Below are 12,127 nucleotides of genomic sequence, written 5' to 3' on the forward strand. Positions count from 1 at the left end.
CCGAGAGAACTTTGCCAAATAATTGTGGCAAAAATCAATACTATTTTTCTACTAAAACAATTCATAATCAAATTGATGTTATAATATTTTCTACTTCCATCTTCCTATTGCGATCCATCCGAATATCTCCCCAGCTTCAATTGTTGGACCTACCGAATAGACTTTGAAATAAGATATATTTTTCCCATTTATCATTTTTACTATCGAATTCATAACAGAAGAAATAGCAGTAGTTACTACAACATATGAGGTATTATAAAAACTAGTAGGAAAGTAAACTATTTGATTTACGCCATTTCCTCCAGTTCCCCACTGAATCAATAACCCATCCGGTAGCTTATAATATCCGTTCTGGGATAGGCTTTTTGTTGTTACATTGGAAAAATCTTTCAATGCGGCGTTCGTCCCGAGAGAACTTTGCCAAATAATTACGGCAAAAATCAGTACTATATTTCTACTAAAATTAATAGTCCTTATTTTCATGTTACAATAATTTATTTCCATCTGCCAATTGCTACCCAATCAAAATTACGAATAGAACTACCAATAGTTATTGTAGTTGTAGCATTTACATATTTTCTCATTACAGACACGAAAGTAACTGTTTTATTATAAGGTAAAGCAGTATATAATGCTTGATCGCTAGATACTGTTTCCATTGTTGTTATAAAACGATAGGTCGTATCATAAAATGAAAGAGGAAAATATATAGTTGCACTTCCCGCTGATGAATTAGTTAAATATCCCCATTGAACCAGTAGTCCATCTTCGTATTTACGATAGCCATTTTGTCCAAGATTTTGCGCACTAATTTGCGCAGATTTTGTTCCGAGAGAACTTAGGTGAATTAAACTACATTTTGAGTGATTTCTTTTAAATATTTTTCATTTGGATTTATTTCGTGACAATGCAGTTGATGTTGTGTGTAATATATTATTTTATCAATGATTCGTCTATCATTTCCTTACTTTTATGCCTATTATTCAATACATTTCTATTTGACATTTATATTTTAGGATATAATTCTAAGGACATGGTAACTTTATATAATGATGATAAGGAAATAAAAATCGAAGTAAAGGATGAAAGCTACTCTTATGAAGCTATCATGGAGGAGTGCTCATTAACTTTATATTTCGATTATCCCGGATATCTTGAAATTCCGGTTGGTTCCTGGTGTGACTTCTACGGGAAGCGTTATTCTTTGAAGAGGGATAGCAATTTCAAGAAGAACGGTGAACGTAACTTCGAATATACTCTGATTCTGGAAACTGGGGAGGCTGATGCTATGCTGTGGAAAGTACGTCATACCGTTGACAGAAGTATTAAATTCTCATATACAGCCAAGCCACATGAACACCTACGTCTACTCGTTGAAAACCTGAACCGTCGGAGTACCGGTTGGAAAGTCGGTGATTGCATTGAAGGAACGGAAAAAGTAATCAACTACAATCACACCTATATTCTTGATGCTTTCAATCAACTTGCAGAACTATATGAAACAGAATGGCAGATCATTGAAGAAACGGTTGAAGGAAAACAAATTAAGACTATCCATCTGCGTAAAGTTGAGTATAACAAGGAGAACCCTTTGAAACTGTCGTATGGTAAAGGACACGGTTTTAAGGTCGGTGTTGGTCGCGAATCCGGGGAGATACCACCCGAAATAATTTTGGTAGAAACTACAGATCGCAATATTGATTATTCTACATACGGATCTAAGTACCTGTTACTTCCAAAGAATAAGACTATCCGATTTGATGGAATCAAATTTGAGAATGAAGAGGGCTTCGATTCTACTAAGGCGCGTATCTATAAGACCGATGCGGATGGAACTTGTGTCATGCGTGCCGATAAAGAACTTACAACAGCAAAGGAAGATAGTCTGGACTGTACAGCTATTTATCCTTCCCGTGTCGGTACTGTCAGTGCTGTTATTGAAGTGAACAAGAAGAATAACTTCTTTGACTTTGTAGATAAAGACATCCCGGAAGAGTTGAATTTCGAAGATTGTCTCATAGCTGGAGAAAGTATGACTGTCATTTTCCAAACCGGCATGCTTACAGGCAAGGAGTTCGAAGTAAAGTATATCCATGAAGCGAAAGACAAGAAAGAGGCACGTCGATTTGAAATTGTTCCGCAAGAAATCGATGGGATAACAATGCCGGAACCGGAAGTCTGGCGCCCGAAGGTTGGTGATACATACGCAGTGTTCGGAATGCAATTGCCGAAGGCTTATATCTGTAATGACAGCACACAAACAGGTGCGAGCTGGGAAGCTTTCAAGGAAGCAGCAAAATACTTGTATGAACATGAAGATAAAGCATTCATATTTACCGGGACATTGGACGGCATTTGGGCTAAAAAACGCTGGTTGGAGATAGGCGGTAAAATAGTACTCGGAGGGTATGTTGATTTCTATGATACGCAATTTCATCCGGAAGGTTCTCTTATTCGCATGATCGGAATCAAGCGCTATATTAATAATCCATATTCTCCGGAAATAGAGTTGTCAAACGAACCTGTCAGTATATCTGTTTCAAGTGATCTGAATAAGATTGAGACGAACAAAGTAGAGGTAGATATCAAGCATAAGGACGCCCTGCAGTTTACTAAGCGTCGGTTCCGGGATGCAAAGGAAACGATGTCCATGCTTGAAGATGCACTGCTGAACTTCTCCGGCTCTGTCAATCCAATAACCGTTTCAACCATGCAACTGCTTGTAGGTGATGAAAGCCTGCAATTTCGTTTTGTCAATTCAAAAACGAATCCAGTTCAGGTATCTCACAATATTACTTATAATGCCAGCACAAGAATACTGAACGCTCCGGCAGGAATCCTTCAGCATTTAACACTCGGCATTAGTTCTCTTTCTTCTTCACATAAGGCAGACGAATATAAGTACTGGGATATGGCTGAATACAATTCTCCGGCACTAATTGACCCGGAAAAGAAATATTATCTATATGCTAAAGTTGGCAAGGAGAATCAAGCCGGAACATTCCTCTTGAGTGAAACAGCTATTAAAATGGAACAGATAACTGGATATTATCATTTACTCACCGGAGTGCTTAACAGCGAGTATGAAGGTAGTAGAAGTTTTGTTCAGCTATACGGATTTACTGAAATTCTGCCGGGCCGCGTAACAACAGAAAGAATCCTTTCGCCAGACGGTGATACATATTTCGATCTGGTAAAAAGTGAGATAGGCGGTAACATTCAAATAAAAGCAGGTTCTTCCGGATTGGAAAATCTGTCTGAATGGGAAGCTGCTCATCAGGAAATAAAGGATGCAGCTAAAGCGGCCAAAGATGCTGCCGATTCAGTGGAAGGACTTCATAACTATGTAGATGGAGCCTTCGCTGACGGTCTTATAGACGAAGCAGAGGCAAAAGCTATTGAAAAGTATATCAATACGATCAACAACACTAAACAATCTATCGAAGCAACTTATAATAAACTCTACACGAATATTTATTTATCCGGCTCTGCAAAGGTTGGTTTGCTCAATGCTAAGGTTACATTGATGGGAAGTATTGAGAACCTTATAAATGCTATCAATACAGCCATCGCTGACGGACAGACCACTGTAGAGGAAAAAAGAGATGTAGATAATAAGTTTACTCTGTTTAATTCAGCCTTAGCAACTTTCAATACAGCTGTTGAAGAAGCAAATAAGGCAATACAGGATAAACTAAAGGAATATTCTGACGAGGCACTGCAACAAGCAATACAAGCTTTAGAGGATGCAGCGAACGCTGCTAAAGCTGCGCAGGACGCTGCCGATTCAGTCGATGGCTTACATGATTATGTGGATGGCGCATTTGCGGACGGTATCATTGACGGGGCGGAAGCGAAAGCGATAGAGAAGTATTTGAATACAGTCAAAAATACGAAATCTGCCGTTGAAGCGACATATAGCAAACTATATGTAAACACCTATTTGGAAGGTTCTGCAAAAACAGCCTTATTTAATGCCAAGGTTTCCTTATTTGGTGCTATTGATAATCTTATTGCTGCAATAAATACGGCTATTGCAGATGGACAAACGACTATTGAGGAAAAAAAGAATGTAGATGATAAGTTTACTCTATTCAACTCTGCTTTAGCTAGTTTTAATACAGCTGTTGAAGAAGCAAACAAAGCTATTCACGACAAACTGAAAAGCTATTCCGATGAGTGTACAGCCGATTTGAAAGTACTCAATACTCAAATCTCCGCACAAGTAACTCGAGTTGACAGCCTGACGCAGCGGATAGATACTGCAGGTTGGATAACGACTTCCGACGGTAATAAGATATATGCTTCTAAAGAACTGGAAAACGGCAATACGCTTATATCTTATATTAACCAGGCAGCAGGTGAAACGACGATTCATTCATCTAAAATTAATTTGGAAGGTGCTGTTACAATCACCGCACTGCATAGTGATCTGCAGATAATGATTAACTCCAAGATTGATCGAGACGGATTGGGTAAATTAGCATTTGAGGATGCAGTCGAATATGCAAAACTTGGTACTACCATTGTTGTAGGTGGGTATTTGAATACTGACTATATCCGTGTGAAACGTATTGATGCGGACGGCGCAAAGGTTGGAGGATTCACTATTGATAACGGTCGGTTAGTCTGGAAAGCGGGTGATTATTTCGGGGATATTTCCCGCAGTCTGAAATTGGGATATAGTACCACCTCGAAAGAAGGTGTAGTGCATGTTACTTTCAATCCAGCCACGGATGGTAATTTCGGTATTTCCGCTATTGGGGCTGGTTTTGGAGGAGGTGCTGCTATTTATGGTTCTATCAATCTTAAGACTCCTAAATATCCCGATAATTACATTTATGCGGGTTTCTTCGATGGCAACGTAAGGGTACTAGGAGATGTAACGGCAAATGGATTCTTTCCGAGTGATGGCAATGGGAGTTATTGGTCTGTTATTTCAGATAGCACAATTACACTTTTAGATCCTTCTACACGAGGAAAGACTTTGCATATAGTAAAAGGGTTAATCGTTGAAATAAAATAAAAATTATGAAAGTAAATCTAAACAGAAACTTACTCGACTTTAGAGGTCGGGAGTTTGTCGAATTGGTGAATGGTAAGGAAAGTAAGAAATCTCTTCGTGATTTGGTGGCAGAGGCATTATTTGCAGCAGGCTCTAATCCACAGAAGAATATGGAAACTTCCAAGAAATTACGAGCATATAAAATGCTACAACAGATTATTAACAATCGTGGAGTACTTGATATTGAAACGGAAGATGCTGCTCTATTAAAAGAAATTTGTGGAGAGTATCTTACTGCAGGTACGTACGGACAAATTTATGATTTAATAGAAGGAGGAAACAAGGAATGAACATCACAGCAACTAACAGTACTGCAACAACTAAGGTTACAGACACTATCAGAGTTAAATACAGAATGTCAACCCGTGGTACCGAAGCGGTGAAAGATATTACTGCCGAGATTGTCAAAGATGAAACGACTGTCGGCTTCTTCAATATTTCTCGAAATGGAGTAACTGGATTCTCGCTACATGAGGATCATGGGCTAACCTCTGGCGAAGTGAAACAAGTATTTCAGACAGCTATTGATGATTGTAGCGAGGTATTAAAATAAAGTATTAATATTTTAGATAAAAATGATATGGATTATTTCAAAAACTTACTTATTGGATTGGTTACCGGCATAGCTGCTTATCTCAATCCTATTTCTGGGGAGATCAAAAGTCTTATTGCTGTATTTGCCCTCAATTTCATTTGCGGGTTACTTACTGCACTCCTTATCAATCATGAGAGTTTTTCTTTTAAAAAGGCTTGGAGGTGTATCGTAGAAGCAACTATTTTCTTTACCTTGGTTAGCTGTATCTACTTTATTGGTGAACACAAAGGAAATCCGGAAGGTGCGCTACAATGTGTTTCATTTATTACGTATAGCGTTTTCTATTTCTACGGGGTGAACATTCTAAGGAATATCAAAGAAATTCTACCCAACTCTAGCAATGGTTACAAGGTAGTAGCTTTCCTGCATTATGTATTAAGCGTTGAGTTTATAAAGAACATCCCCTATTTAACGAACTACTTACAAAAAGGAGACGCAAAATGAAAACTATTGATGCAATTATCATCCATTGTTCGGCCACGCGTGCCGGACAAGATTTACGAGCCAAAGATATTGACCGGATGCACCGGGCTCGGGGATTCAATCAAATCGGTTATAACTTCATTATTGACCTTGACGGAATGGTTGAGAATGGGCGACCGTTAAGCATTGACGGAGCGCATTGTAATACCAAAGGATTTTCAAAGTCTTCGTATAATAAGCATAGTGTTGGCATCTGTTATATCGGAGGCTTGGACGCATCTGGAAAACCTGCAGATACACGTACTCCAGCTCAAAGGACAGCACTACGCGAATTGGTCGCGAAGCTCTGTAAGGAATACCCTATAATTGAAGTACTCGGACACCGTGATACTTCTCCGGATCTGGACGGCAGCGGAGAGGTAGAGCCCAAAGAATATATTAAGGCGTGCCCCTGCTTCGATGTCAGGAGTGAATTTTCTAATTTTCTTCGTAATACAGTGATCCGACCATGAAAGCGCTAATCTATATAACCATATTCCTGATGTCGGGAACATGGTTTACTTCCTGCAAGGCTTCCCGGAACATGGAGACAGAGAAACAGATTGACTATTCAGGGGATTTCTTGTATCTGCAGAACTTAATAGAATCACTACGGCTGGATGTAAGTAAGCAAACGAAGATTACTACTGACAAGTTGAGTGATCTGAAAATTGAGAATAAAACAGTTTACTTATCGCTTCCGGATTCAACCGGAAAACAATACCCGGTCAAAGAAAGTACTACCACCGCTTCCAAACAGGAGCAAGAACGGACCGAAGTCTATGAAACATTATCTATTACTTTGCAGCAATTTTCTAATCGATTGGATACGATAAGTAACAAAATGAATGCCTTAATGAATCAGAAAGAAAAAGTCATCGAATTATCTTGGTGGGACTTGCATAAAGATAAGGTTTACGTAGGTATCATAGTTTTAATAATAATTGTGTTGATAGTACATAAGGTAAGGAATAAGTAGTACCTTTGTCGTGGAATCCCATAATTCCAAATCCGCGACGGCGGAATTTTGCCCTGACTGAATAGTCGGGGCTTTTTTATTTGAATAACTTTCTCTACTTTTGCCTAAAATAAAAACGATATGGCAGAAGAAAATAAATACGACCACGATTCCGTGCAGGAGTTGCTAGCATGGGCGAAAGAAACGCTTAGTAATAAATCATATCCTGATGGCAAATTTCAAATCAATAAAGCAACTACAGTACTAGACTGTGCTTCTTTTCTGTCATCAATGATACAAATGATATCAAGGAACTGGGAGAATCCTACATTCTATCCTACTATCGACCAGCTGCGGGAATTTAGGATGAAAATAACAGAGATGCATTAATTAATGCAATATATTTATAATACAACAAGATATGGGAGAAAGACAAACCTTATTAAAATCAATTACAGAGGATATATACAGTGGTTCATTGATAAAATCTCCAAAGTTATCAATCTTTGAGATTGAATATTCTGGGCTAATAAATGAGGTGGAAAGAGTTTATTCAGCATTAGGAGGAACTTCTGAACAAATCCCCATAAACTATGGTCCCTGGGATATTTCATTGAAAGATTTTTGTATTGAGCTTGACGAAGAAAGACATTTCAATCGATACCGACTTGAGACATTGGCTTCTTCTATCTACAATGATTTCCCTTTTTTTTCAGTTTCTAATTATAAAACATATTGTTTAACAAAGGAAGAACAATGTTTAAGAGCTGCAAGTTGGGGAAATAATTGGAAGACAAACTCTTCTGATAAAAATTTTGTTATTAGTGGAGATTATGGTGATTTATCAGAAAATGGCAGTTCTAGATGGAGGCAAAGGGCTTTTTATGATTTCATAAAAGATTTGAATTCAGTTATAAGAAAAGTTCCAATATTACGTATTTCTATATATGATACTTATAATGGTAATACAGTGAATGAAATGCTAATTAAAAAGGACGTTCGTAATTTGAGAGCGTTCTTGAAAGATTTAAAGATATAGGTGAGGTAGCTTATTCGGCTACCTTTTATGCTCTTTGTAAAATGGTTGGGTCAGTTGAAATCTTCTTAATAAAATCGCTCTCTATTATATAAGCGTCCATTTTATTAGTATCAAACGGTTTAAGTAAAGAAGTAACATCCGCTTTCTGTAAGTCAGAATCCAGCCATTTTTCTTCGTCCTCTTTAGATAGGATAGCCGGCATCCGATGTTTTGAATTATGGATATAATCAGTCAAAGGGTTGGTATCAGTGGTGATAATAGAGAATGTATCATATTCTTCTCCTGTCTCTTTGTCTAGCCAACGATCGTAAATACCTGCCATCGAGAAGATAGGTTCATCTTTCAGATGTATGTAATAGGGAATCTTCTTTGCTCCCTCATGCCTCCATTCAAAATACCCGGTTGACGGCACAATACATCGCTTCTTCATAATTGGTTCCCGGAAAGAAGGCTTCTCAAAAATAGTATCCGAACGTGCATTGAGAGTCATTTTTCGGATTTCCTGCGCATCTTCTTCGGTTCTTACCCAGAATGGTATTAATCCCCAGTTGAACACTTGTATCTCATCCGCGGTTGTGATAATAGGATATTTCGGAAAGTTGAATGCATTCACGTGATACTGCTCGTTTAGCATATCTTGGTATATTTCAACAATATCCGATTTACGACCGTATCGGGCGACAAGTTTTATTGCTTTCGCTGACATGGAATTATGGAAACACATACTATCTACAATTAATGTCTATAATCTGATTAATATCAGTAGTATAACACCCAGAGAGTTGTTCTTGTTTAAGTTTCCAGTCTCTCCCTGTTCCTTGAATAGCCAATTTAACGAGTTGGTTATATTCTCCGTTAATCTTGTCTATTGCCTGTTGAAGTCTTTCCCGCTTTTCACGATCCACTGAATCAAAAAGTCCAAGCTGGGCACCTTCAGTTATTTCGGTGATGATAACCCCGGCTTTCTTATACTGATACCCATTCATGAATATTGTTTTTAGTCCAATCAGCGCATAATGTACTATTTCTTGCATGTCGTTTGTTGGTACCGGAAGATGTAAAACGGTATTTTTCCAATATTGAGGAAGATCTTCCCGAAAGTTATTCGTGTGGATAAACACCATCAGGGATATTGCATAAGATTTTTGTTTCCGGAGTTTTCTTGCACAAGTGGAAGCATGAGTGGCAATAGCTTCAGCCATTGTGTCTATATCAGTGAGCATCTTGCCAAATGAGCGAGAAGTACAAATTTGCTTTTTGGCCGGTGGAGCTGATTCCATATCAATACATGAGATACCACGAAGTTCTTTCCACGTACGTTCACCTACTACCGTCATATTCTTGCGTACCCATGCACCGGAAAGCTGCGTAAAGTCGTATGCTGTTTTCACTCCTTGCTTTTCGAGCTTTGCTGCTTGTCTACGTCCGATTCCCCACACATCACCGATATTCGTCAGTTGTAGGGCCTTGATTCGTTTCTCCTCTGTATCAATGATACAAAGACGGTTGTAAGCTGGATACTTCTTTGCAAACTTATTTGCTACCTTTGCAAGCGTCTTTGTATGTGCAATACCTAAACTAACAGGAATACCGGTACCACGTGTTACCTGGTTTACTATTCTTGTTCCAAGCGATTGAATATCCTGAATGCCATCAAGGTTGATAAATGCTTCGTCAATAGAATAAACTTCCAGTTCGGGTGCTAATCCTGCCAAAATAGACATTACGCGACCGGACATATCTCCATACAGCGTATAATTGCTGCTGAATACAGCAACTCCGTGACTACTCACCAAATCCTTAATCTGATAAGCAGGTACTCCCATCTTTATACCTAGTTCCTTGGCTTCATTGGATCGTGCAATAACACACCCGTCATTGTTTGACAATACAACGACAGGTTTCCCGTTAAGTGCTGGATTGAATACCCGTTCACAGGAAGCGTAGAAATTATTGCAGTCCATCAATCCGAACATTATCTTTTCCTCCGGTTCTTTTTAATTGTATAGGTTACTATCCCCCACACCATAAATTCATTATCTTTTGTTACCTTTATAGGTGGATAATTGCTGTTGGATGGGACTAACCAGGCTGCATCAGGTTCTAGCCTTACACGCTTTACAGTAAATTCTCCATCAATGAAACATACTGCCAAATCATCATTCAGCAATTCAAGTGACTTGTCAATTACAAGTATATCACCTTCTTCTATTCCCTCATCCTTCATTGAGTCTCCGACTACACGTCCGTAAAATGTGCTTGACGGATGGCGAATAAGTTCCTTATTCAAATCAATCGCTTGTTCTAAATAATCCTGCGCAGGAGAAGGGAATCCGGCCTTTATACCTTCATCAGCGTATTGCAAAGGAAGATTGCTTGATATATCTATCTTATGTATTTCTATTTGCTTCTTCATAACTCTACTTCTTTTCATTAAAAACAAAAGAAGTCAAGGTTTGCTCATGGAAAATACTCGTTTTTAATTATAAATAGTTTTTTCCCAGTCATCTAATACTATTACATCCCACCGAGGAAGATCCGGCTTAATATAGCTAACAGACCTGCCATACACGGAGAAACTTTTTCCAATAAACTCATCGATAGCTTCATCTTCCCCTTTTTGAAAACAAATATTCATAAAGACATGCATTTCATCCCAATTGGCTGGTCCGATGAATAGAGATTCAATAAACCGACCTTTAACGGGAACACCGACAACCTGGTCTTTTATCCGGTCAACTAATGAAACAGCTTCTTCAAATGTCATTCTTGTAATTTTAGAGCAAAGATATATAAAACAAGTGCAGAATTTGCTTAATCACATAAAAGCTATTTCAAACTAGAGAATTTTAGTATCTCAAAATGTAATTCCCGTATCATATATTTCAGTTCCATTAAGAAAGATATTTTCGTAGTTCTTCGATTGCCTGTAATGCACTTCGGACTATAACGTATTTATTTCGGCAACTTTCAGCCTGTTTTTGAAACTCTTTTTGATATTCTGATTGTTTCCCCACCTTCGTTTTAAACTCTATACAGAGAGAAGCAAAACCCTTTTTGGGAATAAGTACGATCACATCAGAAACACCAGGCTTTACTCCTTGACGTTTCAGGTTAGCAGCTTCACGTATATGACGGCTTCCACCGTTCGGAACGGCAAATATAAGTTTGTCAGGTATATTAGGGAAATATAGAGGAATAAGTTTAAAGAACTCTGTTTGTATTCGAGCTTCCTCGTTATTATGTACTTCTTTAGAGCGCGTAGGATTACGCTGATCTGCATAACAATTATAACACATAAAGTCGGTACCGGTTTTAATAACCGATACCGTTTCTTTTCCGCATAAAATGCACTTTTCTTTAGTCATTTTCGCAATAAGGTGTCTTAGATTCGATTCCATATTTTTGCAGTAACTGTTTACTAACATATATAACCTGTCTACAGGTTTTTTCAGAGAACATTCCGATATGTGTATATTCTTCTGGAAGTTCTAATACAGACGAGAGCCATGTATAAGCTTCTGTTCGCTTCATTAACTTGAATCGCCATATCTTATCGAAATATTCGTGTGCTTCATGTTTGAGCACTCGGAGCTGTTTGTTGGCTAATCTGCCTAAAGCCTGATCGGTTCCTTTATGTACACCAACATAAGCATTGCAGGTACGGCAGATATAAATCATACCGTAAGATTTGCCATATACAATGGAACTATCCATAAATTCTGTATCTTTTCCACAATACGGACAAATTTTGCCTTGTATAATAAGTTTCTGTCTATTGGTGAGTTTGTTCATTTCTGAAGCGGTTATGATTATTTCCTTTTATTCATTTTCTTCCGCTTCCGGTCTTTTTTGATTTGATTCGCAGTACGTCCACCTTTCGAAGAGGAATTTTTCCAAGAAGGTGGGACGGTTTTCCAAGGAGTAGACTTTTCTTCATCTACCATTTTCAGTTCCCTATGGGGAATATCATAAGGTCTGTTTTCGTATCTATATGTATTCATATCT

General features: G+C 38.2%; 17 protein-coding genes. 8 read left to right on the top strand and 9 right to left on the bottom strand.

The annotated features are described in order from the left end of the window. Window positions 1–90 precede the first annotated feature (90 nt). The gene (locus DW862_RS21365; RefSeq protein ID WP_120070311.1) at window positions 91–483 is read right to left on the bottom strand and encodes a hypothetical protein; all 393 of its coding nucleotides are present in this window, start codon (window positions 481–483) and stop codon (window positions 91–93) included. 11 nt (window positions 484–494) lie between these two features. Beyond that, on the bottom strand, window positions 495–881 hold the full coding sequence (locus DW862_RS26795; RefSeq protein WP_371414136.1) for a hypothetical protein: 387 nt from the start codon (window positions 879–881) through the stop codon (window positions 495–497). A gap of 152 nt (window positions 882–1,033) precedes the next feature. Between DW862_RS26795 and DW862_RS21370 the strand changes: the two genes are divergently transcribed. The 8 genes from DW862_RS21370 (at window position 1,034) to DW862_RS21405 (ending at window position 8,119) form a co-directional block, all read left to right on the top strand. Further along, window positions 1,034–5,026, top strand: a complete 3,993-nt coding sequence (locus DW862_RS21370; protein ID WP_120070377.1) for a hypothetical protein — start codon at window positions 1,034–1,036, stop codon at window positions 5,024–5,026. Window positions 5,027–5,031: 5 nt separating this feature from the next. Continuing rightward, window positions 5,032–5,355 carry a hypothetical protein gene (locus DW862_RS21375; protein ID WP_117611185.1) on the top strand — a complete coding sequence of 108 codons (324 nt, stop codon included), beginning with the start codon at window positions 5,032–5,034 and terminating at the stop codon, window positions 5,353–5,355. Window positions 5,356–5,420: 65 nt separating this feature from the next. Then, complete coding sequence (locus DW862_RS21380; protein ID WP_229120485.1) at window positions 5,421–5,618, top strand: hypothetical protein; 198 nt, start codon at window positions 5,421–5,423, stop codon at window positions 5,616–5,618. A gap of 27 nt (window positions 5,619–5,645) precedes the next feature. After that, window positions 5,646–6,104 carry a phage holin family protein gene (locus tag DW862_RS21385; RefSeq protein WP_120070315.1) on the top strand — a complete coding sequence of 153 codons (459 nt, stop codon included), beginning with the start codon at window positions 5,646–5,648 and terminating at the stop codon, window positions 6,102–6,104. After that, window positions 6,101–6,595, top strand: a complete 495-nt coding sequence (locus tag DW862_RS21390; protein ID WP_120070319.1) for an N-acetylmuramoyl-L-alanine amidase — start codon at window positions 6,101–6,103, stop codon at window positions 6,593–6,595. Before DW862_RS21385 ends, DW862_RS21390 begins: the two co-directional genes overlap by 4 nt. Beyond that, window positions 6,592–7,101 carry a histidine kinase gene (locus tag DW862_RS21395; RefSeq protein ID WP_120070322.1) on the top strand — a complete coding sequence of 170 codons (510 nt, stop codon included), beginning with the start codon at window positions 6,592–6,594 and terminating at the stop codon, window positions 7,099–7,101. The genes DW862_RS21390 and DW862_RS21395 overlap by 4 nt, the downstream gene beginning before the upstream one ends. Window positions 7,102–7,221: 120 nt before the next feature. After that, window positions 7,222–7,470, top strand: a complete 249-nt coding sequence (locus DW862_RS21400) for a hypothetical protein (protein ID WP_120070325.1) — start codon at window positions 7,222–7,224, stop codon at window positions 7,468–7,470. Between the two features lie 31 nt (window positions 7,471–7,501). Then, window positions 7,502–8,119 (top strand): hypothetical protein, encoded by a 618-nt coding sequence (locus DW862_RS21405; RefSeq protein WP_120070328.1) that lies wholly within the window; start codon window positions 7,502–7,504, stop codon window positions 8,117–8,119. A 25-nt stretch (window positions 8,120–8,144) separates the two neighbouring features. On the opposite strand, the gene DW862_RS21410 is transcribed toward DW862_RS21405, so the two are convergent. The 7 genes from DW862_RS21410 to DW862_RS25720 all read right to left on the bottom strand — a co-directional run bounded on the left by DW862_RS21410 (window position 8,145) and on the right by DW862_RS25720 (window position 12,123). Then, window positions 8,145–8,843, bottom strand: coding sequence for an SOS response-associated peptidase (locus DW862_RS21410; protein WP_120070331.1), 699 nt, complete (start codon window positions 8,841–8,843; stop codon window positions 8,145–8,147). A 1-nt stretch (window position 8,844) separates the two neighbouring features. Beyond that, window positions 8,845–10,083 (bottom strand): Y-family DNA polymerase, encoded by a 1,239-nt coding sequence (locus tag DW862_RS21415; protein ID WP_207895180.1) that lies wholly within the window; start codon window positions 10,081–10,083, stop codon window positions 8,845–8,847. An 11-nt stretch (window positions 10,084–10,094) separates the two neighbouring features. Further along, a complete protein-coding gene (locus DW862_RS21420) occupies window positions 10,095–10,535 on the bottom strand; it encodes a LexA family transcriptional regulator (RefSeq protein ID WP_165861957.1) in 441 nt (146 codons plus the stop codon). 63 nt (window positions 10,536–10,598) lie between these two features. Further along, the gene (locus DW862_RS21425) at window positions 10,599–10,886 is read right to left on the bottom strand and encodes a hypothetical protein (protein WP_120070342.1); all 288 of its coding nucleotides are present in this window, start codon (window positions 10,884–10,886) and stop codon (window positions 10,599–10,601) included. Window positions 10,887–11,013: 127 nt separating this feature from the next. Continuing rightward, a complete protein-coding gene (locus DW862_RS21430; protein WP_117980194.1) occupies window positions 11,014–11,418 on the bottom strand; it encodes a VRR-NUC domain-containing protein in 405 nt (134 codons plus the stop codon). Between the two features lie 61 nt (window positions 11,419–11,479). Next, on the bottom strand, window positions 11,480–11,914 hold the full coding sequence (locus DW862_RS21435) for a zinc-finger-containing protein (RefSeq protein ID WP_120070345.1): 435 nt from the start codon (window positions 11,912–11,914) through the stop codon (window positions 11,480–11,482). A 17-nt stretch (window positions 11,915–11,931) separates the two neighbouring features. Further along, window positions 11,932–12,123 carry a hypothetical protein gene (locus DW862_RS25720; protein WP_133304337.1) on the bottom strand — a complete coding sequence of 64 codons (192 nt, stop codon included), beginning with the start codon at window positions 12,121–12,123 and terminating at the stop codon, window positions 11,932–11,934. Between the last annotated feature and the right edge of the window lie 4 nt (window positions 12,124–12,127).

Source organism: Bacteroides sp. AM37-9, assembly GCF_003603455.1.
Lineage (GTDB): Bacteria > Bacteroidota > Bacteroidia > Bacteroidales > Bacteroidaceae > Bacteroides > Bacteroides xylanisolvens.

Excerpts from the sequence above, each read along its gene's own strand:
- DW862_RS21420 (WP_165861957.1), bottom strand. The coding sequence starts at position 10,535 with ATGAAGAAGCAAATAGAAATACATAAGATAGATATATCAAGCAATCTT.
- DW862_RS21370 (WP_120070377.1), top strand. The coding sequence starts at position 1,034 with ATGGTAACTTTATATAATGATGATAAGGAAATAAAAATCGAAGTAAAG.
- DW862_RS21415 (WP_207895180.1), bottom strand. The coding sequence starts at position 10,083 with ATGGACTGCAATAATTTCTACGCTTCCTGTGAACGGGTATTCAATCCA.
- DW862_RS21395 (WP_120070322.1), top strand. The coding sequence starts at position 6,592 with ATGAAAGCGCTAATCTATATAACCATATTCCTGATGTCGGGAACATGG.
- DW862_RS21385 (WP_120070315.1), top strand. The coding sequence starts at position 5,646 with ATGGATTATTTCAAAAACTTACTTATTGGATTGGTTACCGGCATAGCT.
- DW862_RS21430 (WP_117980194.1), bottom strand. The coding sequence starts at position 11,418 with ATGTGTTATAATTGTTATGCAGATCAGCGTAATCCTACGCGCTCTAAA.
- DW862_RS21405 (WP_120070328.1), top strand. The coding sequence starts at position 7,502 with ATGGGAGAAAGACAAACCTTATTAAAATCAATTACAGAGGATATATAC.
- DW862_RS21435 (WP_120070345.1), bottom strand. The coding sequence starts at position 11,914 with ATGAACAAACTCACCAATAGACAGAAACTTATTATACAAGGCAAAATT.
- DW862_RS21400 (WP_120070325.1), top strand. The coding sequence starts at position 7,222 with ATGGCAGAAGAAAATAAATACGACCACGATTCCGTGCAGGAGTTGCTA.
- DW862_RS21380 (WP_229120485.1), top strand. The coding sequence starts at position 5,421 with ATGTCAACCCGTGGTACCGAAGCGGTGAAAGATATTACTGCCGAGATT.
- DW862_RS21410 (WP_120070331.1), bottom strand. The coding sequence starts at position 8,843 with ATGTGTTTCCATAATTCCATGTCAGCGAAAGCAATAAAACTTGTCGCC.
- DW862_RS21390 (WP_120070319.1), top strand. The coding sequence starts at position 6,101 with ATGAAAACTATTGATGCAATTATCATCCATTGTTCGGCCACGCGTGCC.
- DW862_RS21375 (WP_117611185.1), top strand. The coding sequence starts at position 5,032 with ATGAAAGTAAATCTAAACAGAAACTTACTCGACTTTAGAGGTCGGGAG.
- DW862_RS21425 (WP_120070342.1), bottom strand. The coding sequence starts at position 10,886 with ATGACATTTGAAGAAGCTGTTTCATTAGTTGACCGGATAAAAGACCAG.
- DW862_RS25720 (WP_133304337.1), bottom strand. The coding sequence starts at position 12,123 with ATGAATACATATAGATACGAAAACAGACCTTATGATATTCCCCATAGG.
- DW862_RS21365 (WP_120070311.1), bottom strand. The coding sequence starts at position 483 with ATGAAAATAAGGACTATTAATTTTAGTAGAAATATAGTACTGATTTTT.